General features: G+C 67.7%; 22 protein-coding genes and 1 pseudogene. 9 read left to right on the forward strand and 14 right to left on the reverse strand.

Annotation, left to right across the window (positions count from 1 at the left end; translation table 11 throughout):
* Positions 1 to 26: 26 nt before the first annotated feature.
* The 4 genes and pseudogenes from PBV52_RS22935 to PBV52_RS22950 all read left to right on the forward strand — a co-directional run bounded on the left by PBV52_RS22935 (position 27) and on the right by PBV52_RS22950 (position 1,671).
* Complete coding sequence (locus PBV52_RS22935) at positions 27 to 335, forward strand: hypothetical protein (RefSeq protein WP_274240737.1); 309 nt, start codon at positions 27 to 29, stop codon at positions 333 to 335.
* A gap of 143 nt (positions 336 to 478) precedes the next feature.
* Positions 479 to 691: pseudogene (locus PBV52_RS22940) on the forward strand (SAM-dependent methyltransferase); the annotation flags it as partial.
* A 98-nt stretch (positions 692 to 789) separates the two neighbouring features.
* Positions 790 to 1,137, forward strand: a complete 348-nt coding sequence (locus tag PBV52_RS22945) for a hypothetical protein (protein ID WP_274240738.1) — start codon at positions 790 to 792, stop codon at positions 1,135 to 1,137.
* 78 nt (positions 1,138 to 1,215) lie between these two features.
* A complete protein-coding gene (locus PBV52_RS22950) occupies positions 1,216 to 1,671 on the forward strand; it encodes a hypothetical protein (protein WP_274240740.1) in 456 nt (151 codons plus the stop codon).
* Between the two features lie 334 nt (positions 1,672 to 2,005).
* On the opposite strand, the gene PBV52_RS22955 is transcribed toward PBV52_RS22950, so the two are convergent.
* From PBV52_RS22955 to PBV52_RS22965, 3 genes are all read right to left on the reverse strand, one after another.
* Complete coding sequence (locus PBV52_RS22955) at positions 2,006 to 2,842, reverse strand: protein kinase (protein WP_274240742.1); 837 nt, start codon at positions 2,840 to 2,842, stop codon at positions 2,006 to 2,008.
* Positions 2,843 to 2,912: 70 nt separating this feature from the next.
* A complete protein-coding gene (locus PBV52_RS22960; RefSeq protein ID WP_274240743.1) occupies positions 2,913 to 3,356 on the reverse strand; it encodes a hypothetical protein in 444 nt (147 codons plus the stop codon).
* Between the two features lie 196 nt (positions 3,357 to 3,552).
* Positions 3,553 to 3,795: a hypothetical protein gene (locus PBV52_RS22965; protein WP_274240744.1), complete on the reverse strand. Its 243-nt coding sequence runs from the start codon at positions 3,793 to 3,795 to the stop codon at positions 3,553 to 3,555.
* A gap of 112 nt (positions 3,796 to 3,907) precedes the next feature.
* Here PBV52_RS22965 and PBV52_RS22970 point away from each other — a divergent pair, with 112 nt between their 5' ends.
* Positions 3,908 to 5,248 (forward strand): hypothetical protein, encoded by a 1,341-nt coding sequence (locus tag PBV52_RS22970; protein WP_274240746.1) that lies wholly within the window; start codon positions 3,908 to 3,910, stop codon positions 5,246 to 5,248.
* On the opposite strand, the gene PBV52_RS22975 is transcribed toward PBV52_RS22970, so the two are convergent.
* Positions 5,226 to 5,759 carry an NUDIX hydrolase gene (locus tag PBV52_RS22975; RefSeq protein ID WP_274240748.1) on the reverse strand — a complete coding sequence of 178 codons (534 nt, stop codon included), beginning with the start codon at positions 5,757 to 5,759 and terminating at the stop codon, positions 5,226 to 5,228. The two genes, PBV52_RS22970 and PBV52_RS22975, sit on opposite strands and share 23 nt — an antisense overlap.
* A gap of 258 nt (positions 5,760 to 6,017) precedes the next feature.
* Between PBV52_RS22975 and PBV52_RS22980 the strand changes: the two genes are divergently transcribed.
* Positions 6,018 to 6,683, forward strand: a complete 666-nt coding sequence (locus PBV52_RS22980) for a nitroreductase (RefSeq protein ID WP_274240749.1) — start codon at positions 6,018 to 6,020, stop codon at positions 6,681 to 6,683.
* Positions 6,684 to 6,945: 262 nt separating this feature from the next.
* Here the strand turns inward: PBV52_RS22980 and PBV52_RS22985 are convergent, their stop codons facing one another.
* Together PBV52_RS22985 and PBV52_RS22990 are read right to left on the reverse strand one after the other, a co-directional pair.
* Complete coding sequence (locus PBV52_RS22985) at positions 6,946 to 7,227, reverse strand: hypothetical protein (RefSeq protein WP_274240750.1); 282 nt, start codon at positions 7,225 to 7,227, stop codon at positions 6,946 to 6,948.
* Positions 7,227 to 7,535: a hypothetical protein gene (locus PBV52_RS22990; protein WP_274240751.1), complete on the reverse strand. Its 309-nt coding sequence runs from the start codon at positions 7,533 to 7,535 to the stop codon at positions 7,227 to 7,229. The genes PBV52_RS22985 and PBV52_RS22990 overlap by 1 nt, the downstream gene beginning before the upstream one ends.
* Before the next feature lie 155 nt (positions 7,536 to 7,690).
* On the opposite strand from PBV52_RS22990, the gene PBV52_RS22995 reads away from it, so the two are divergent.
* Complete coding sequence (locus tag PBV52_RS22995) at positions 7,691 to 7,948, forward strand: GntR family transcriptional regulator (protein WP_274240752.1); 258 nt, start codon at positions 7,691 to 7,693, stop codon at positions 7,946 to 7,948.
* Between the two features lie 12 nt (positions 7,949 to 7,960).
* Here PBV52_RS22995 and PBV52_RS23000 read toward each other — a convergent pair whose 3' ends face one another.
* Both PBV52_RS23000 and PBV52_RS23005 read right to left on the reverse strand, forming a co-directional pair.
* A complete protein-coding gene (locus PBV52_RS23000) occupies positions 7,961 to 8,812 on the reverse strand; it encodes a helix-turn-helix transcriptional regulator (protein ID WP_274240754.1) in 852 nt (283 codons plus the stop codon).
* A gap of 12 nt (positions 8,813 to 8,824) precedes the next feature.
* Positions 8,825 to 9,577, reverse strand: a complete 753-nt coding sequence (locus PBV52_RS23005; protein ID WP_274240756.1) for a DUF6879 family protein — start codon at positions 9,575 to 9,577, stop codon at positions 8,825 to 8,827.
* 174 nt (positions 9,578 to 9,751) lie between these two features.
* Between PBV52_RS23005 and PBV52_RS23010 the strand changes: the two genes are divergently transcribed.
* Positions 9,752 to 9,994, forward strand: a complete 243-nt coding sequence (locus PBV52_RS23010) for a hypothetical protein (protein WP_274240757.1) — start codon at positions 9,752 to 9,754, stop codon at positions 9,992 to 9,994.
* Positions 9,991 to 10,212, forward strand: coding sequence for a hypothetical protein (locus PBV52_RS23015; protein WP_274240758.1), 222 nt, complete (start codon positions 9,991 to 9,993; stop codon positions 10,210 to 10,212). The genes PBV52_RS23010 and PBV52_RS23015 overlap by 4 nt, the downstream gene beginning before the upstream one ends.
* Positions 10,213 to 10,342: 130 nt before the next feature.
* Here PBV52_RS23015 and PBV52_RS23020 read toward each other — a convergent pair whose 3' ends face one another.
* From PBV52_RS23020 to PBV52_RS23045, 6 genes are all read right to left on the reverse strand, one after another.
* Positions 10,343 to 12,349 (reverse strand): beta-galactosidase, encoded by a 2,007-nt coding sequence (locus tag PBV52_RS23020; RefSeq protein WP_274240759.1) that lies wholly within the window; start codon positions 12,347 to 12,349, stop codon positions 10,343 to 10,345.
* On the reverse strand, positions 12,346 to 13,665 hold the full coding sequence (locus PBV52_RS23025; protein WP_274240760.1) for a glycoside hydrolase family 36 protein: 1,320 nt from the start codon (positions 13,663 to 13,665) through the stop codon (positions 12,346 to 12,348). Before PBV52_RS23025 ends, PBV52_RS23020 begins: the two co-directional genes overlap by 4 nt.
* A 28-nt stretch (positions 13,666 to 13,693) precedes the next feature.
* Positions 13,694 to 14,590 carry a carbohydrate ABC transporter permease gene (locus PBV52_RS23030; protein ID WP_274240761.1) on the reverse strand — a complete coding sequence of 299 codons (897 nt, stop codon included), beginning with the start codon at positions 14,588 to 14,590 and terminating at the stop codon, positions 13,694 to 13,696.
* On the reverse strand, positions 14,587 to 15,564 hold the full coding sequence (locus tag PBV52_RS23035; protein WP_274240762.1) for a carbohydrate ABC transporter permease: 978 nt from the start codon (positions 15,562 to 15,564) through the stop codon (positions 14,587 to 14,589). The genes PBV52_RS23030 and PBV52_RS23035 overlap by 4 nt, the downstream gene beginning before the upstream one ends.
* A 5-nt stretch (positions 15,565 to 15,569) precedes the next feature.
* Entirely contained in the window at positions 15,570 to 16,883 is a 1,314-nt protein-coding gene (locus PBV52_RS23040) for an ABC transporter substrate-binding protein (RefSeq protein WP_274240763.1), read from the reverse strand.
* A gap of 213 nt (positions 16,884 to 17,096) precedes the next feature.
* Positions 17,097 to 18,866 carry a copper resistance CopC/CopD family protein gene (locus PBV52_RS23045; protein ID WP_274240764.1) on the reverse strand — a complete coding sequence of 590 codons (1,770 nt, stop codon included), beginning with the start codon at positions 18,864 to 18,866 and terminating at the stop codon, positions 17,097 to 17,099.
* Positions 18,867 to 18,951 lie beyond the last annotated feature (85 nt).

The following is an 18,951-nucleotide window of genomic DNA, read 5'->3' on the forward strand; positions in this document are numbered from 1 at the left end:
GTGCCGAGCACGTACCCGGGGAGACCGTGACCAAAGCGCCGGTCCTTCCAGACGGAGAGGTCGTAGCGCAGGCCGTGAACGCTACCGGCAACCGCGAGATGGACATCCGCGGCGGAATCAAGACCGGGCCCATGTCAGTCCTCGTGAATTGCCAGGGCCAGGGAACACTGACCGTCTCCGTGGAACCCGTCGGGTTGAGTTTTCCCCTCGAATGCGTGGATGGAGAGGTCAGCAGCACCTTCAACCAGCTGTCCCTGAAGCGCGCCCGTGATCACGGCACCGTGAGCGTGACTGCCCCGTCCAGCGTCCGCTGGGCACTCACCGTCGGACGGTAGACGACCGGGGTTCGGCAATCGCGACGACTGCCGAACCCCGTTTCACGGAGGCAGGCTCAAACCGCTCCACCTCAGACCGGATCCCCGAAACAGTCTCAGCCTGCGATAGGCAGACCGACCCGGTTCCCCTGAGCGGGCGAACTCAGCGGACTTGGCCAGGCGGCGTGCTCGTGTTCTCCCAGCCACCGGCGATCCCCGGCGCGTACGGCCCGCAGGGCATGTACAAGGGCGGCTTCGCGGGCAAGGCCATGTTCACCTACCGCTACAGCTACCGCCCTGCGGTGTGGGAGCGCCTGCTGACGCGGGCCGGTTTCGCCTCGGCCGAGGCGCGCGTGCTCGACGCGCCGGAGCCCGGCGACGAGTTGTTCCCCGACGGGCCGATCTGCGACAGGCAACAGTTCGTGCGCGTCACCAACAACACGAAGAACACGATGTCCGTCAAGTACAGGACTTCGTGAAAAACGACCTGTCCTACGCGGTCGACTTCAAGTTCGCGTCCAAGAAGTCGGGCACGACGACCATGGGTGCGTCGATCAACATCAGTGGCTCGGTCAAGGTGTTGTGGCTCGGCAAGTTGGAGGTCGACGTCAACGGCAGCGTCAGTAAGAGTTGGACATCTGAGCTCGGCATCGAGACCGGCGGCAAGGTGAAGGCTCGCTCAACGGTCAAGGGTGACTACGGCATCATGAAGGAGAACGTGTATGGCTACGTCGCGACGCAGTACAGCAACTGCAAGATCAGCGACAAGCAATACATGAGCGTATGGGCTCCGTATCGCGAGGGTTGGCGCATCTACAGCTGACCCGCACGCTGCGATTTGAGCGCCTCGTCGTGACCGTTGGCACCAGGGCGCGTCCCACTTACCTCAAGGAGTCATCGCATGCGCCGACATGTTGCCGCGCCGGTCCTGCTGGCCTCTCTGATCTCGGCGTGCGCCGCTAACAATGGCGACGTCGGCTCGCAGGCCCCGGCCTCTTCGCCGTCGAGCACTACAGCGGCGAACCCCAGCAAGGCCCCCCGAGACCCCCTGGCCCTTCCAGAGAAGCCTGATTTCCTGCTCCCGGTGACCAATGGCACGGACAGCCGCACGTTGCCGGTGTTCATGCCGACCGAGAAGGTCTACACCATCCACGCCCTCTGTACGGGTAAGGGCGCCATGACAATTCAGTACGGGCCCAAGGATTCAGACCCTTCCAAGATCACATGCGGTGACCCGGTCACCATCGGACGCGTCTACACCGCGCCCAGCGAGCAGAAGCACCTGTCCGTAAAGGTCAACGGCACCGATGTGCACTGGTCCATGGCCATCCTGTCTGGCACTCACGCCATGTTATGACCGAAGGCGGTACTGCTCCGAATGACGGCAACGCTGACGGCAACGACGGCACACGGGAACCGACGATCACGAGCGTCAGCGACCAGCCCGGAAGAAGGCGGAGCCCTCGCCTGACAAGCTGCGCGATCCTTCGGATCGGAAGGTTGCAGGTTCGAATCCTGCCGAGTGCACACAGGTCAAAGGCCCCTTGGGATCACCCCAAGGGGCCTTTGACCTCAGCGGTTGACATCAACGCGGTGGGAAATGGCGCTCAGTCCTTGGCGTCCGGCTCTGTCTCGCCCTCCGAATTCTGGTTCAGCCGCGCGAGAGACGCCGGATGAACCGGGGCTTGGGATCAGCTCAGGGCTGCACCCACCTCGTAGATGGTGGGCCGATCCCCGGGAGCATGGCTGAGCATCGCGTCGATCAACTTGCCCAGCTCACCAGGCGCCTTCACCGGCCGACGCCGACCGTTCGCCACGGCCTCCCTCTGCACGGGGCGCGGAGCGTGGTCCGGGTACTCGACAGCCCGCCAGCCCGTGGCTGAGATCAGCAAGGTAGCGCCGAGTGCGTAGATGTCGGCTTCCTGTGTCGGCTCGGCCTCTCCGGTGTCGAGCACGCTGCGGGAGATCTCCGGTGCCTCGTAGTGGACGAGGCAGCCGCGGAACGGGAAGTCGTACCCCTCGGGCACGCTTCCGCCTCGGGCAAGGGCAAGGTCGATGAGGTACGTCCGCTCCGGCCCGACGATGAAGTGAGCGGGCTGCACATCACCGTGTGCCCAACCCTGGGAGTGGAGTTCGGCCAGCGCCTCGACGCAGCCCAGCGCCACGCTGATGTGCGGGGCGATGGTGGAGTCTGGCCGGCGGCAGGGCTCCCACAGTCGGTACAGGTCCGGCCCCTCACGCCACGGCTGGAAGTTCCACGTCCCGTGGTCCCACTCGCCGTACGCGAAGTCAGCGAACCCGAGGCGGTACAGCACAGCACCCTCGCGCGCAGGCGCAAGAGCAGTCCAGGGCTGGGCGGGCCAGTCGGCCGTGGCTTCGATCGGATAGCCGACTTTCACGGCGTGGTGGCCCCGAGGGCCCTCCACCTCCCAGACCATGGAGCCCCGACGATTGAGCACCAGGCGCTGAGCCGTGGGCATGAGCGCGTCGAGCACCACGATCGGCAGTTCAGGGGTTGAGCCGGGCAACTCGCTTCTCCTTCCGGGCGAACGCGGCCGACCACGAGTCGAGGCCGGCCGCGTCGCTGCTGTCGTGTTGCTACGCCTGTCCGTACGGTCGGCCGCAGTCCGAGTCACACTGCGCGAGGTTCGAGCCGTCCACGGTCCACAGCTCGTCGAAGACCATGAACCCGGCCGCCTTCATGGCGCGTGCCGATGTGGCGACCTTCTCAGGGTCCCGGGCCCCTCCGCCCGGCTTCGGGTTGTGGTGCAGGAAACGGCCCGCGTACCGTTCGCACAGCTCCGCGTACTCCTTCGTGTGCAGGATGAGCGCGTGCAGGCCGAGGTCCACGTCATCCGACGGGACCATGGGAACCGTGGCGGTGGCCGCCGTGACCAGGAACGCGACTGCCTGGTCCGCGATCCGCTCGGCACGCTCGGGCGACTGCTCGTTGTGGACGACCACGAAGCGGGCGAGGCTTTCGAACAGCTCCTCGCCAGCCACCGCGCGACCGGTCTTCTGATCGTTCGCCGTTGCCGTCATGCCAATACTCCTTGTGTGTGACGGTGCGTGGGTTGGATGGCCGGCCCCGAACGGGGAAGGGGGGAACCGGGGAATGGCACCCGTCCGGGGCGGCCCGTCTACTGGCCCATGGCGAGAGCCATGCCGATCACCAGGCCGCACGAGCCGCTGATCATGATCACGAACAGGACTCCTGCGTACCGGCCGATAACACGCATCACAGTCCGTCCCGACTGTTGCCGTTCTTGATGGCCAGGCGTGCGCTCAGTTCCTCTCGCGCACTCGGCGGTTTCACGTCGTCCGGCATGGCATCCCACTCTGCGCCACCGCCGATCGGCCTTATCTGCACACGGCCGCCGACCTCACCCATGACGACGCCGATGCGGTTCCTGGCGGTGTCCTTCGCCAGTTCACCGATGTCTGGTCTGGTCTGCTGGTTGCTCGCCATGGAAAGGAGCATCGCGATTCGGGGACCGCCGCCAAAAGGTCAGGCTGATTACCCAACTTGGGTAACATCGCGGCAAGTAGATACCCAACGACGTTGCGTAGCCCTCGCAGTGGGGAGCCACCCAATGCCCGACGCCGACCGGCCGCAGGAACTGCCTGCCAGGCTGCTCACCGATCCGGAGATGATCAATGCGTGCCGGGTACGGGACTTCGCCAGGGTCTTCCGGCTGGTGAAGACCAAGGCGGACATCTACCCGTCGATGATCGCCAGACGCTGTGAGCTGACCCCCAGCCGTGTCGGCGAAGTGATTGCAGGCCGACGCCAGTTGCAGCACATGGACGTGGTCGAGCGCATCGCGGACGGCTTGCGGATCCCGGGGCACATGCTTGGGCTGGCCCGTCGATCGTGGGAGACGCCTCAGGCCCTCGTCGTGACCGAGCGCGAGGCGCCAGAAGTACCAGAGCCCGAGCAGCAGACAACCGCGTCTCTGCCAGGACCCGATGTAGACAGCATCTTGGCGCTGGCCACACGAACGAGCCTCAATGCAGCCACACTTGAAGCTTTCCGCTCTTCCATTGAGGACTACTGGCGACGGGACAACCAGCACGGCGGCGAGGCGCTGAGGCCGGCCATCGTCGGCCAGCTCCGCCACGTCGTTGGACTCCTGAAGGAGCACCGGCCCCCGTCCATCCAGAACGGCCTGTACGGAATCGCGGCCGAACTGGCACGCCTCACCGGCTGGACCTACTTCGACGCCCGCCAGTACAACCAGGCCCGCGCGTACTTCACCGAGGCCCTGCAACTGGCCAAGGGAATCGATGACCGGCAGTTCATGGCCAACGTGCTGGCCTGCATGAGCTTGCAGGCGACCTACCAGGACAAGCCCGCGGATTCGCTGGCACTTGTGACGGCCGCCCAGGACCAGGCCCGCTCAGACCTAGGCACCACCCCACGCGTCCTGTCCATGCTGTCCATGCGCGAAGCCTTCGCTCATGCCACCCTCGGCAACCGGGACTCCACCCACCGGGCGATCGGAGAAGCCCACCGTCATTACGAGCAGATCCAGGCCAGCGACCCCGACCCGTCATGGGTGACCTACTTCGATGAGCCGAAGCTCATCGTGGACACAGGCATCGCGCACGGCCGACTCGGCGAAGCAGCCACCGCCGAGCCCTTGATCGCGGACGCCTTGCGGCGCGAAGACCACGCCAACCAGCGCGGCCGTGCGTTTCACTCGTTCTGGCTGGCGCGTACGCAGTTGGATCAGGGCAAGCTCGACCAGGCATGCCACACCGCCACACGAGCACTTGAACCCGCATCAGCGGTGGCCTCCGAGCGAGTGTCAGGCCATCTCAGGGAGTTCTACGGCCAGTTGGCCCCGTACAGGCAAGAACCCGTAGCCCTGGCCTTCGAGGCGACGCTACGGGAACTCCTACCACCGGTCAGCGGATCGATTCATCCATGAGCAGGTACAGGAGACCGACCAATGATCCGCTGCTCACGACCTCACGGCGGTCGATCATCCCCCGCACCTCGCTGAGAGGGATCCACTCGATGCGGTCGGACTCGTTCTTCTCCGTGGGCGGCCCCGCGTAGGTCGCGCCATCCACGCGGAAAACGTGGTGCTGCGAGTCGGTGATGCCGTTGGCCGGCTCGCCGTAGATCAGGGGCTTGATGGGGCCGGGCCGCCAGCCCGTCTCTTCGAGGACTTCGCGGGCAACCGCCTGTTCCGGGGTCTCGCCCTCCTCGATCAGCCCCATGGGCAGCTCCCAGGCCCACGAGTCGGTGATGAAGCGGTGCCGCCACATCATCAGCACTTCCTGGCGATCGTTCACCACGGCGGCCACGGCCAGGTGCCGGAGGCGAACGACGTGGTACTCCCACCTGCGCCCGTCAGGTTGCTGGACGTCAACCAGACACAGGTTCACCCACTTGTTGGTGTAGATCTGTCGCTCACCGTGGGTCTTCCACTCCATACCTGCGGCCCCTCTCGATCGGTCTCCAGGATCTCAGACCGACGGAGCGACGAACACAGGTTGGGTCTTTTCACGTCAGCCTGACGAGATGGCCTTACCGTACTACTCCGAATGACGGCACCGACGGCACACAACGACCGACAATCACGAGCGTCAGCGATCAGTCCGGAGGAAGGCGGACCCCCGCCAGGCAAGCTGCCCGATCCGTGCTGAAGACGCTAGAGAGGTGGTTGTCGTTGAGTGAGGGGATGAGAAGACGTGGATGTGTATGAAGCCGTGGACAGCCGCCGGGCCGTACGGGCGTTCAGCGATGAGCCGGTATCCAAAGAGCTACTCGAACGTGTGCTGGCCGCAGCGACGCGGGCCCCGTCGAGCGGGAACCTCCAGCCGTGGCATGTGTATGTCGTGACCGGCGAGCCCTTGGCCGAACTGAAGAGGCGTGCGACGGCCAGGGCACTGAGGGGAGACCCGGGTGATGAGCGGGAGTATCCGATGTATCCGGCCGAACTGACCTCGCCGTATCTGGACCGTTTTTCCGCCGCAGCCGCCCAGCGGTACAAGGCACTGGGAATCGAGCGCGACGACCCCGACAGGCCCACGAAGATCGCCGCCTTGAACTCGGAGGCGTTCGGGGCGCCCGTCGTGCTGTTCTGCTACCTCGACCGGACGATGGGGCCCGGACAGTGGGGGGATGCGGGGATGTACTTGCAGACGGTCATGCTGTTGCTGAGGGCGGAAGGGTTGCACAGCTGTCCCCAGGTGATGTGGACGATGTACCGCAAGACCGTCAGCCAGATAGTCGGAGCTGATGACGGGCTCGCACTGTTCTGCGGTCTAGCGGTGGGATTCGAGAAGGAAGGCGTGCCACGGCTGCGTACCGGGCGGGCGGACATGACGGAGACAGTGAGCTTCATCGGAGTGTGACCGCTAAGCGGTCAACAGAGCTGTCTGGGCACTCGTGCGCCAGGCCCCAGGGGCAGGACAATGACGGCAACGTTGACGGCAACGACGGCACACAGAGACCGACGATCACGGCCGTCAGCGATCACCCCTGATGAGGGCGAGGCCCCAGCGCAACGCGCTGCCCGATCCTACGGATCAGAAGGTTGCAGGTTCGAATCCCACCGAGTGCACAGAGTCGAGAGCCCCGGTGATCACCGGGGCTGTCGCATTGCGTTGGCGCCTGCTAGTTCAGACGGCCCAAGCGCCGACCGCGGCTTTCGGCGATCCGGAGGGCGTCATGGAGGGCCTCGGTCAGGCGCTCGGCGAGGAAGCGGAGTTCGCCGGGCGGGGTGTCCGGGAGCATGTCATGGGCGTGGGCGAGGAGTTCGCCGCCCATGCCGAGTTGGATGGACTCGGTGGCATCGGCCAGACGGGACACCGGTCCGCCGTGGTCATCGGTGATGAGGTAACACGCCTTGCCTTCAGGGCCGGCCCAGGGGAGCAGGCGCGGCGATTCCGCTGCCATCAGGCGACCTCCAGCCCATGGATCCAGTACGGGCCGGGCATGTCCTGCCCCAGGGCGGCGAGGGCGAGCTCGCGGCGCCGCTGACGTTGCTCGTGGGCTGTGAGGTACGGGCGTACGGAGCGGGTTGCCGTGGCGTCGAGCGGAGTGTCCAGGCCGTAGGGGCTGCGGTGGGCCGGGAGGGGCATGACGCGAGGCCGCGGTGGGGCGACAAGGGCGAGGTGGGGCGGTCGGGCGGGCCTGCGATGCGCGCCGCGTGGCTTGAGCAGCAGTGCCACCCAGGCGGCCAGGCGGTGGATAAGGTCGGTCATGTCATCAGCTCCGAGTTCGCTGGTGGCCGTGCCCCGGGGCGGCTGCAACCGTCGCCGGGGCTTCTTGGAAGAGAACCCTACTATGGTCTACTGCGGTATGAGCGGTTAACTGTGAATCGCGCCGGGTGCCACCGTCTGCGCATGGTGGTGCGGTGATGGAATTCGCTCCCGACATCCCCCGTTGGCGCCAGGTAGCTGAGGTGATCCGCCGCCGCATCAAGGACGGCACTTACCCGCCGCGTACGCGTATCCCGTCCGTCGTCGAGATCACGGCGGAGTTCGGCATCGCTGCTGTGACTGCACAGAAGGTCCACAAAGGCCTGCGAGAAGAAGGACTCATCTACACCGAGCCCGGCCTCGGCTCGTTCGTCACCGAGCGACCTGAGAAGTCCGCCGCCGCAGAGGACGCGTAGACGACGGGGGCGTCAGCGCTGGTTCAGTGCGCGCCGGGCAGCGGTGATCACGTTATGGGCGTCGGCCCCGTACACCGCGGACTCCCGGAGCGCTGTCCATACCTTCCTGTACAACGCGACATTGTCGTCGTCGTCCAGCCACAGCTCCGCGTGCCAGTCTTCCGCGACGACCAGGCGGTCATCGAGAACCCAGAAGCCGTTGGCGGGGACGATCTTCACCGGGGAGGCGAACGGGATGATGCCGAGTTCGACCGTGTCCATACCGATCATGCCGGTGAGCCGGTCGAGCTGGGCGGCGAGTACCGAGGGCGGACAGATCAGTGAACGCAGCGCGGCCTCCCACATGAGCACGTGGAGTTTGCGGCCGGACCGGTACAGCCACTCCTGGCGCTGCACCCGGGCCCGCACGGCGTCCTCGATGTCGCCGGCCGAGCCGAGCAACTCCGCATAGCGCCCGATGACGTGGCGGGCGTACTCCGGTGTCTGCATCAGGCCGACGACCACTGCCTCTTCCCATACCCATATCTCCGCGGAGCGCTCGATCTCGTTGCTGAGGCTTTCGTGAAGGGGCTTGAAGCCGTTCGCCAGGGCCCGGCGCCACGACCTGATGTGGGACTCGAATCCGGCTAGGCGCGCGGCGAGTTCGGGATACGCGTCCGGCTGCTCGGTCGCGTCAGCCCATGCCCGGAGATCCTCGGGGGTGGCCGTCTGCCTGCCGTTCTCCAGCTTGCTGACCTTGGAGCCCTGCCAGCCGAGCCGCTGTGCGAGTTGCTGACCGGTGAGCCGGCCGCCAGGGCACGAAAAGCGGAGTTCGCGAAGCCGCGCCCCCAACGCCTCCCGTGCCTGCTGGTAGTCAGTACTCACCGGTCACACGCGCTACTCGGTCGCGGCTACCTGCGCGGCGAACCTGTCGTACCCCACGGCGTGGTGCATGGCCGCGTCGCGCACCATGGAGTACCGCACGACCTCCGCAGGCTCCGTGATCAGCTCGACGTTCAGCAGGTTGTCGCCGTCGTCGAAGCGGAGCAGGGCGACCAGACGCGAGTCGAAGAGCCAGAAGTCCTCGGCGGGCAGACCGGCTCGGTCCGCCTCCTCTCGCCAGAGGTAGCGGATGTCCTCTCCGACGGAGGCGTTGTGCCTGGAGTAGTCGAGCAGGAACAGCTGTTCCGTGGTGGGCGGCTTGTCGGCGATGCGGACGCGGCCGATGGTCTTGCCTGCATCGGTCTGGCGGCGGATGTTCGTGAACCAGGGCTCGCTGGGGTCCCAGGTCGACGATCCGGTGGCCAGGAAAGCCTGATAGTCGGGGTCCTGACGGTCTGACGCGTAACCGCGCCGCGTCTCCAAGCGCCAGGCGGTGTGCTCGAAGGTTTCGAAGAGGCCCAGGAAGGTGTCTCGGTCGACCAGCTCCGGCACCCGCTCCATCTCCTTCGGTCCCCAGTTCACGAGTAGTTCCCGCGGCACGACCACCGCGGCCTCTCGCTGCCCGAAGTGCCGGAGCTGCGCGATGTCCTCGGGGTCGGTGACCGGCGTGCCCTGAACGACGATCTCGCCGGTGTTGACGTCCGTGTGCAGTGCAGGACAGCCATCGACCTTGCTGTCCGTGCCGGTGAAGAGTAGCTGACGCGCCATGAACGCTGTCCTTTCCCGGGGGCGTTGATCCAATCAGCATGGACAGGGGCCCAGCCCGGCGCTACGGAGTGAGGCGGGGCACAGAAGAAATCACCAGCAATCCGAGTAGCTCGACGAGCAAATTTGAGAAAGAAGCATAGTGCCTGCCAACTTCCCGCTCTTAGCGTCCTGTTCATGGATCGGACGGAACTGCGAGACAGCGACCCGGCCCCGGCAGAGAACGGCGCCCTGGTCGTCGACACGAAGACAAACAAGATCGGCTACGCCATGGGGAACGAAGGCCCCCACGTCCAGCTCCGGCCCCCCGGCGGCGGACGCGAGTGGGATGCGGCCCCCAACGAAGTCCGACACGCCACGGACACCGAAGTGCTCCGTGCACGGGTGACCGAGCTGAACCGGGCGGGACGACTCGGATGACGGCGCCCACCGAGACACTCCCCCTGTCCGCCGAGTGCGCGCTCGCCGTTCAGCCCGGCTACAAGGACCTGCACCGCGAGTGCCGCCAGCTCAAGGACATTCCGCTGCCCCACGCCGTCGGCATCTGGCTCGTCCGCCGTTGCGGCTGCCCCCACCACGCTGGCAACCGCCGACGATCTGCGCCCGCCCCGACGCCCACCAGCACATCGGCACACTGATCGTCCGCGCGGAGGTTTCGGCGAACACCACCTGATCCCGTCGTCACGGTCTGGTCGGTCCTCGCCGCTGCCCTCTGGGGGTGGGTGAGGCCGCGCCGAGTTCGCCTCGGCGCGGCGCCGACCCGTTTGCTCAGTCCCCGTGCGGCTCCCGCACCACCGCCGTCTCCCCCGCCGGAACGCTGACCGCCCCCGGCACCGGCTTGCCCGTCAGCAGTTCCGTGGCGTCCACCGCGACCGCGATATGGGCGGGCCGGTCGGTGTGGTTGATGAGGAAGAGATAGTCGGCGTCCGAACCCCGCCGCAGGACCGCCTCGACGCCCTGCGGGGTCGTGCGGACCGGCTTTACGCCCGCCTCCGCACGGATGCGGTCCAGCAACCCCGCCAGGGTCGCCGCATCCGGCTGCGTGGCGAGGTACCAAGTGGTGCCCTCGCCAAGGGAGTTGCGCGTCACCGCCGGTCCGCCCGCCAGCGGACCGGTCGTGTACGACTCCACCGGCTCGGCGCCGGCCAGGCGCACCCGCTCCGACCACAGCGCCCCCGTACCGCCACCACTGAGCCCCACGGACTCGCCGGGCAGCAGCGGGAACAGCTCGTCGGTCAGCACCCCCAGCGCCTCCCGGAACGCGCCCGGGTAACCGCCCAGCCGGACGTGACAGTTCTCGTCGACCGCACCACTGTGGAAGCCGACGGCCAGCGTGCCGCCCCGTTCCGCGAAGGCCGTCAAGTTGCTCGCGCCCTCGTCGTCCACCAGGTACAGCGAGGGGGCCAACACCACCCGGTACCCCGACAGATCCGCGTCCGGCCGTACGAAGTCCACCGCCACGCCCGACCGCCACAGCGGCTCGTACCAGGCGCGGACCAGGTCCTGGAAGCGCAGTTCGGCGCTCGGCTGGGAGGGGAGTTCCATGGCCCAGCGGGCGTTCCAGTCCCAGACGACGGCCACTTCGGCCGTGCCGACGCTGCCGCGTACCTCGGCCAACGCCCGCAGGTCCGCGCCCAGTCGCACGACGTCACGCCAGATCTGGCTGTCGGTGCCCGCGTGCGGGAGCATCGCCGAGTGCCACTGCTCGGCGCCCGCCTTCGCCGCACGCCACTGGAAGTAGGCGATGCCGTCCGCGCCGCGGGCCACATGGGCCAGCGCGTTGCGCCGAAGCTCGCCAGGGCCCTTCGCCCTGTTCACCGGCTGCCAGTTCACCGCGCCCGTGGAGTGCTCCATCAGCAGCCACGGGCCGCCCGCGAGGGAGCGGACCAGATCGCCGCTGAGGGCGATGTCGATCTGCGACTCGGGGTCGGCGGACTGGAGGTAGTGGTCGTTGGAGACGACGTCCAGCTTCGGGGCCCAGCGCCAGTAGTCCAGCGCGTCGAAGTTGTACATCACCATGAAGTTGGTGGTGGCAGGGGTGGCCGGGGCCGCCTCCAGCAGGACCTCGCGCTCCGCCTCGTACAGCGACAGCAGCTCGTCACTGCAGAAGCGGCGCCAGTCCAGCTGGTGGGTGGGGTTCGGGACGGCGCCCGTGGGGCGGGGCGGGATGATTTCGTCCCAGGAGTAGTACCACTGGCTCCAGAAACGCGTTCCCCATGCCTCGTTCAGGGCTGCCAGATCGTCCGCGTACCTGCTACGCAGCCAACGCCGGAAGGCGGCCGCGCTCTCGTCGCAGTAACACTCCGCGTTGTGGCAGCCGTACTCGTTGTGGACGTGCCACATCGCCACGGCCGGGTGGTCCGCGTAACGGCGGGCGATCTCGCCCGCCATGCGCAGGGCCGCCTCGCGGTACGCCGGGCTGCTCGGGCAGAACGTCTGGCGGCTGCCGTACGACAGTCCGCGGCCGTCCTTGTCGACCGGCAGCGCCTCCGGGTGGGCCTTGAAGAACCACGCCGGGGGTGCCGCCGTCGGGGTCGCGAGGTCCGCCGCGATGCCGTTGTCGTGCAGCAGGCCGAGGACGCGGTCCAGCAACGAGAAGTCGTACTCGCCCTCGGCCGGCTCCAGCAGCGCCCAGGAGAAGATGCCGACGCTGACCATGGTCACCCCGGCCTCGCGCATCAGGCGCATGTCCTCGGCCCAGACCTCCTCGGGCCACTGCTCGGGGTTGTAGTCGCCGCCGTAGGCGATGCCGGGGAGGGACAGTTCGCGCTTCATCGGGCATCTCCCCCGAGCAGACGGCGAGTCGTGGCCACGCCCCACTCGTCCAGCGACAGCAGACGGTCGCTGGATGCCATCAGGCCGCCCGTCGCCTCGACGTGCGCGGCCCACTGCTCCCGGGTCTCCACCGCGGGGCGGGCCATCAGGCAGTCGGGGTCGTTGATCCAGAGGCGGCCGTGCTGCCACTGGCGGCCGGCGCCGGTGAACTCGGCCGGGTCCTGGCCGGGTTGGCTGTAGTCGTCGGCCTCGGGGCGGCGGTGCGGGGCCGTGTCGGGGCTGACCCGCATCGCGTCGAACAGGCCGATGGAGGGGAGGATCGGGGCGCCGCAGCCCAGCAGGTAGGCGTCCTCGCCGATCGCCTCGCGGAGCAGCTCGATCCCGGATCGGTACGCCGTCAGCGCGTCCGCGTCCCGGTCGTGTCGTACGCCGTCCAGCGCGCCCGCGTAGAGGAAGTCGACCTTGAAGTAGTCGTAGCCCTCGGCGCGCAGCGTGCGGAACACGTCCGTCAGATACGCCGCCGCCTCGGGGTGCGTGGTGTCCAGGACGCGCAGGTCGTGGCCCCAGTTGCGGCCGGCGTGTGTGAAACCGCCGTCCGTGTCCCGGACCAGCCACTCCGGGTGCTCGGCGGCCAGGTCGCTCGCCGGGTCCACCAGGAAGGGGGCCGTCCAGATGCCGGCCCGGCGGCCCCGCGCCCTGATCGCGTCCGCGATGCCCGCGCGGGAGCGGAAGCGGCCGGAGAGGGTGAGCCAGTCGCCGAGGGCCTTCTGGTAGCCGTCGTCGATCTGGACGACGTCGATGGGCAGGTCGAGGGTCTCCATCGCACGGAGGTTCTCGTGGATGTCGTCCTCGGTGACCTGCGTGAAGTACTCGTACCAGGAGCACCAGACCGTCGGGGCCGGGCGCGGGGCCGCCAGTTGGAGGCTGTCGGCCCAGTCGCCCAGCACCGACTGGACGGTGCTGCCCGTCCACTCCTTCACCGGGCCGTCGGCGCTGACCTCCGCGACGCCCCCGTCCCGCACGACCAGCCGGATCGACGGGACCTCACGCGTCGGATCGGCCGCCGCCCACAGGCGCACCGGTGAGCCGTCGCCCGGGTCGAGCACCAGCAGGCCCTCGCCCTGGAACGTGCCCTCGGGGACGGTGACGCCGGGGCGGTAACAGACCGTCGCCCAGTTGTCGTCGGTCGGGCGGTACGGCTTGTCGCCGAGGGCGTAGGCGCCGCTGGGGCTCCAGGACTGCCAGCCCTCCTCGTGGACGCGGGCGCGGGCCTCGTCCACGGGCACGGAGGCGACGGGGGTGAAGGGGTGGTGCACGGGGGTTCTCTTTCGAACGGGGCCGAGGTCAGCCCTTGTTGGCGCCGAGGGTGAGGCCGCTGACGAACTGGCGCTGGAGGAGGAAGTACACGACCAGGACCGGGACGGCGGTGATGAGGGCGCCGGCGGCGATGAGGTTGGGGTCGGTGAAGTACTGCCCGGAGAGGTTGTTCAGTGCCGAGGTGATCGGCATGTTCTCGCCGGTGGAGATCAGTACGAGGGCCCAGAAGAAGTCGTTGTAGATCCAGATGGACAGCAGGGTGCCGAGGGCGGCCATCGCCGGTTTGCACAGGGGGAGGGTGATCTGCCAGTACAGCCGCCATACGGAGGCGCCGTCGACGAGTGCGGCTTCGGTGAGTTCGTGGGGGAGCATCTTCATGTAGTTGCTGAGTACGAAGGCGCAGAACCCGGACTGGAAGGCGACGTGGATGAGGACCAGGCCGAGGGCGGAGTCGTAGAGCTTGCCGCTCATGGTGATGCCGGGCAGGTCGATCAGGAGGTAGAGCCGGTAGAGGGGGGTGATGATGACCTGCTGCGGGAGGAGGTTGCCGGCGGTGAAGACGAGCAGCAGGAACAGGTTGATGCGGAAGTCGAAGCGGCTGACGTAGAAGGCGACCATCGAGGACAGGAAGAGGGTCACCAGTACGGCCGGGACGGCGATGAGCATGGTGTTGCCGAAGTAGTGCGTCATGTCCGACTGCTGGAAGGCGTTCGTGAAGTTGTCGAACGTCAGCGTGTCGGGCCAGGACACGTAGCCCTTCTCACTCGTTTCGGCGTAGGGGCGCAGGGCGGCGTAGACGGCCCACAGCAGCGGGGCGAGCCAGGCCAGTGCCATCGAGGCGAGGAAGAGGTGCAGCAGGATCCTGGCCGGGCGGATCGGGGTGCGCTGCTTGGACGCATTGAGGGGGGCGGTGGTGGTGCTCATGCGCGCCGCTCCTTGCGGAAGGTGGCCACCAGGTAGGGGATGATCACGATCAGGGAGATCAGCAGCAGGACGACGGCGATGGCCGAGCCGTATCCGATGCGGCTGGACTCTCCGATGATGTTGTTGGTGACCAGGATGGAGAGCAGTTCGGTGCCTTCGGCGCCCTTGTTGAAGACGAAGACGAGGTCGAAGGCGCGCAGGGCCTCGATGATGGTGACGACCAGGACGATGGTGTTGGTGGGGCGCAGGGTGGGGAAGATGACGTTCTTGAACGTCTGCCACTCGCCGGCGCCGTCCAGGGCGGAGGCCTCGCGCAGGGCGGGGTCGACGCCCTTGAGGCCGGCCAGGTAGAGGATCATCATGTAGCCGGCGTGGCGCCAGGACGCGGCGACGAGGATCGCCCACAGGTTGAGGTCGGGGTCGCCGATCCAGTCGATGTACTTGCCGGGCTCGTTGGCGCCGATGACGCTGTTGATCAGGCCGGTGTCGGGGTTGTAGACCAGCTGCCAGACGAAGCCGATGACGGCCATCGACAGCACGACGGGCAGGAAGAACGCGGTCTGGTAGACGCGGCTGAAGCGGATCTTCTTGTCCAGCTGCACGGCCAGGAACAGCCCCAGCGGGGTCGGGATCAGGATCAGCACGACGAACCAGACGACGTTGTGCTCGACGGCCGGCCAGAACTGCGGGTTGTTGGTGAACAGCTCGCGGAAGTTGTCCAGCCCGACCCACTTGATCGAGTCGAAGCCGATGCCGTCCCAGGTGGTGAAGGCCAGCGCGATCGACGCCAGCGCGGTGACCCAGACCAGGGCGATGTGCAGGATCGTCGGCAGCCCGGCCATCAGGCCGAGGGTGAGCCGGTCACGGCGGGTCAGCAGACGGCGGTGCCCGCGGGGCACCTTCTTGGGCTGGGCAGCGCCCGAAGGCGGCACAGCGGCCGCCTCGGGGGTCTCCTTGGTGATGTCAGTCGTCATCTCGATCAGCCCGACGCGAAGATCGTCTTCTTCTGGCGCTCGATCGACGACAGCAGGCTGTCGATCTGCTTGGGGTCACGGATGAACTTCTGCAGCGCCGGCTGCATCACCGTGGAGGTGAAGTCCGGCCGGCTGTCACGGTCCATGAACTGCGTCAGGGACTTCGCCCCGGAGATCATCTCGTAGGCCTTCTTCTGCAGCGGGCTGTAGGAGGAGGTGTCGGCCTTGGTGGAGGCCGCCACCACGTTCGGGTCGGACTTGAGGTAGATCTCCTCCGCCGCCGGCGAGCCCAGGTACTGCAGCAGCTTGACCGCACCGGCCTTGTTCTTCGGGGCCTTGGAGAGCATGAACCCGTCCGTGGGCGCCTCCACGGTGTCCTGCCCGTAGGCCGGGTCGATCTCCGGGAAGGCGAAGAAGTCCAGGTCCTCACGGTCGGCCTCGTCGGTGAACTGCTGACCCACAAAGGTGCCGAGCAGATACATGCCGGCCTTCTTCGACGCCAGCGTCTGGGCGGCGTCCTGCCAGGTACGGCCCGTGGCGCCCTCCTGGTGGAAGGGCAGGATCTGCGCCCACAGGTCGAAGGCCTTGCGCACCTTGGCATCGGTCCAGGCGGCCTTGCCCGCCATCAGCTCCACATGGAAGTCGTAGCCGTTGGCACGGAAGTTGATCTGGTCGAACGTGCCCAGCGCCGGCCAGGCGTCCTTGTCACCGAAGGCGATCGGCACCAGGCCGTCCTTCTTCATCTGCTTGCACAGCGCCACGAAGTCGTCCCACTTCGTGGGCACTTCGTAGCCCTTCTCCTTGAACACGCTCTTGCGGTAGAACAGCGCCCACGGGTACGTGTACAGCGGCACGAAGTAGTACTTGCCGTCCTCGCCCTTGGAGAGCTTGTGCATCGCGTCGGGGAAGTTGCCCCCGATGGACTTCCACACGTCATCCAGCGGCGTGGCCAGCCCCTTGGCCGCGAAGAACTGCATCCGGTAACCGGCGAACCAGTTGAACACGTCGTCCGGCGTGCCCTGCAGGTAGGAGTTGATCTGCTCCTGGAAGGTGTTGTGGTCCTTGGTGTTCACGTCGACCGTGAGCCCGGACTCCTTCTTGAACGCCGCGTAGATATCGGCGAACGCCTTCTTCGGCACCGCGTCCGACGCGTTCGAACCGACCGTGACCGTCTTCGGATCACTCGCCGAACCACCGCCACCGCACGCACTCAGCAGCGGGACACCGGCGCCGAGAACAGCGGCGCCACCGATGCCACGCAGCAAAGTGCGACGGCTCGGCGAGGGCAGTGAGAGACCGGAGGGGGAGAAGTGCTGCATCTACGGCTCCTGATGACAGGGTTCGATCACGAGGGTGGGCTAGCTGAAGTCCGTCGTAACCGATCAGAAATCAACTTGACCGAACACGTTGGCGCAATAACAGCCGTATGTCAGGTCATGCGTCAAGAGATGTCGATGGCCGTTTCGGAAACGTGACCGATATCTCGAACCGATCTTGATGCCCGGGATGATCGAAATTGTGGAGGTGCGCTGCTAGCGCACGACGACCGACCTGGTCTCGCTCACCTGGTCGACCTCCGACGTCCGTACGGTGACCTTCATCTTCCACGTCCCGGCGATGGGCAGGTTGAGGAAGCTGTTGCCCCAGTAGCCGCCCTTGTCGGCGAGCTCGGCGTCGAGGGGGCCGATGTCCTTGGCCGCGTGGGTGAAGGAGACACGCAGTTCAGGAACGATGGCGACGCCGCCGTCGGGGCCGTAGACGAGGGCCTCGATCGAGTTGTCGCCGACCCGGCCCGGGTCGAGGGTGATCTGCACCTTGCCGCGGCCGCCGGGGGTGCCGACGTCGAAGGGGACGGTGGTGACGGAGGCACCGATGACGGCGGGCGCCCCCGCCGCCGCCTCGGCCTCCGCTCGGCCGGGCAGCGTGCTGGTGAGGCTCGTGGTGACCGCGAGCACGACGGCGCCGACGGCGACTTCGGCGAGGACGGAACGGCGCAGCGCACGGCGGTGCCGGTCCGGGGGAGACGCCACGTGGGCCGACGGCGGCTCCGGCGACGTCGGCTCCGGCGAGGTCGGCCCGCCGACCGCCTCCGGCACCCGCTCTCGCTCTCGCTCCCGCTCCCGTTCCCTTTCCCGTACGACCGCCTCCGCGTCGACTGTCGCCAGCCGCGCCGTCCAGCGACGCGAGAGGGCCGCCGCCCCGAGGAGCAGGGCCACCGCGGCCAGCTTGAGGGTCAGGAGCCTGCCGTACGTCGTGCCGGTGAGCGCGTCCCAGGAGCCGAGGCCGCGCCAGGACTGGTAGACGCCGGTGACGACCAGGACGGTCACGGAAGCGAAGGCGAGGCGGGAGAAGCGGGTGACGGTGGCCGGGGTCAGGGGGGCCGACCGGTACAGCGTCACGACCAGGGCCGTGAGGCCGCCCAGCCATACCGCCGTGGCCAGCAGATGCAGCGCCGAGGACGCCATGGCGGCCGGCACCTGGACGCCCGCGGAGGCGTGCTCGCCGGCGGCCCAGGTCACGGCGAGGCCTGCGGCGAGGGCGGCGCCGGACCAGCCGTAGGGCTGACGGCGCCGGGACAGCCGTACGAGATACACGGCGGCCCCCAGCAGGAGGGCGAGGCGGGCCAGCAGGACGACGCCCGGGCGGCTGGTCAGGGTGCGGGTGAGGGAGTCGGCGCTCAGGGACCCCAGGGGGCCCTCGCCCGTCTCGTACGGGGCGCGCAGCACCAGCAGGGCGAGGGTGGCGACGAGGAGGGTCCACCAGCCCGTCCTGAGCAGCCTGTGGAGCACGGGGGCGTCCGGCGGACGGCAGACCGCCATGAACGTCGCCGTGCCGATGAGCAGGGCGGCGGCGAGGTAGGCCAGGTAGCGGGCGATGTTGTAGAGGGCCTTGGTCGCCGGGTCCTCGGTGGGGCCGGGGTCGACGGTGGCCAGGGTGAGGGAGCGTTTGCCGACGGAGAAGGTGAACGCTCCGGAGACCGGATGACTGTCGGCCGACACCACCCGCCAGGCCACCGTGTAGGTGCCCTGGGCCAGCTTCCCGGGCAACGTCACCCGCGCGGTGTCGCTGCCGTCCTGGGCGTGCTGCGGCTCGCCCGTGCGCAGGCGGCGGCCGTCCGGGTCCAGGACGCGGAAGGAGTCGTCGAGCAGGCCGACGGACTCCGTGAAGGTCAGGGTGAGGTGACGGGGGGCCGACTTGAGGAGGGTTCCGTCCTCGGGGTCAGTGGCGCGGAGGGCTGCGTGAGCCGACGCGGATCCCGTGCCGCCGAGGAGGAGCAGGACCAGCAGGGGGCCCAGCAGCACCAGCCGTTGAACTCCTCGCCGCGAGTGGCTTCGGTACCGCGATTGTCGTCGGTCATCGCACCCCACGTCTGTCACATCTCCGTCG

Source organism: Streptomyces sp. T12 (assembly GCF_028736035.1).
Taxonomy (GTDB): domain Bacteria; phylum Actinomycetota; class Actinomycetes; order Streptomycetales; family Streptomycetaceae; genus Streptomyces.

What these genes read in the sequence shown, in the direction of transcription:
- PBV52_RS22950 (WP_274240740.1), top strand. Translation starts at nt 1,216, where the DNA reads ATGCGCCGACATGTTGCCGCGCCGGTCCTGCTGGCCTCTCTGATCTCG.
- PBV52_RS22960 (WP_274240743.1), bottom strand. Translation starts at nt 3,356, where the DNA reads ATGACGGCAACGGCGAACGATCAGAAGACCGGTCGCGCGGTGGCTGGC.
- PBV52_RS22965 (WP_274240744.1), bottom strand. Translation starts at nt 3,795, where the DNA reads ATGCTCCTTTCCATGGCGAGCAACCAGCAGACCAGACCAGACATCGGT.
- PBV52_RS22970 (WP_274240746.1), top strand. Translation starts at nt 3,908, where the DNA reads ATGCCCGACGCCGACCGGCCGCAGGAACTGCCTGCCAGGCTGCTCACC.
- PBV52_RS22975 (WP_274240748.1), bottom strand. Translation starts at nt 5,759, where the DNA reads ATGGAGTGGAAGACCCACGGTGAGCGACAGATCTACACCAACAAGTGG.
- PBV52_RS22985 (WP_274240750.1), bottom strand. Translation starts at nt 7,227, where the DNA reads ATGGCAGCGGAATCGCCGCGCCTGCTCCCCTGGGCCGGCCCTGAAGGC.
- PBV52_RS22990 (WP_274240751.1), bottom strand. Translation starts at nt 7,535, where the DNA reads ATGACCGACCTTATCCACCGCCTGGCCGCCTGGGTGGCACTGCTGCTC.
- PBV52_RS22995 (WP_274240752.1), top strand. Translation starts at nt 7,691, where the DNA reads ATGGAATTCGCTCCCGACATCCCCCGTTGGCGCCAGGTAGCTGAGGTG.
- PBV52_RS23005 (WP_274240756.1), bottom strand. Translation starts at nt 9,577, where the DNA reads ATGGCGCGTCAGCTACTCTTCACCGGCACGGACAGCAAGGTCGATGGC.
- PBV52_RS23010 (WP_274240757.1), top strand. Translation starts at nt 9,752, where the DNA reads ATGGATCGGACGGAACTGCGAGACAGCGACCCGGCCCCGGCAGAGAAC.
- PBV52_RS23015 (WP_274240758.1), top strand. Translation starts at nt 9,991, where the DNA reads ATGACGGCGCCCACCGAGACACTCCCCCTGTCCGCCGAGTGCGCGCTC.
- PBV52_RS23020 (WP_274240759.1), bottom strand. Translation starts at nt 12,349, where the DNA reads ATGAAGCGCGAACTGTCCCTCCCCGGCATCGCCTACGGCGGCGACTAC.
- PBV52_RS23030 (WP_274240761.1), bottom strand. Translation starts at nt 14,590, where the DNA reads ATGAGCACCACCACCGCCCCCCTCAATGCGTCCAAGCAGCGCACCCCG.
- PBV52_RS23035 (WP_274240762.1), bottom strand. Translation starts at nt 15,564, where the DNA reads ATGACGACTGACATCACCAAGGAGACCCCCGAGGCGGCCGCTGTGCCG.
- PBV52_RS23040 (WP_274240763.1), bottom strand. Translation starts at nt 16,883, where the DNA reads ATGCAGCACTTCTCCCCCTCCGGTCTCTCACTGCCCTCGCCGAGCCGT.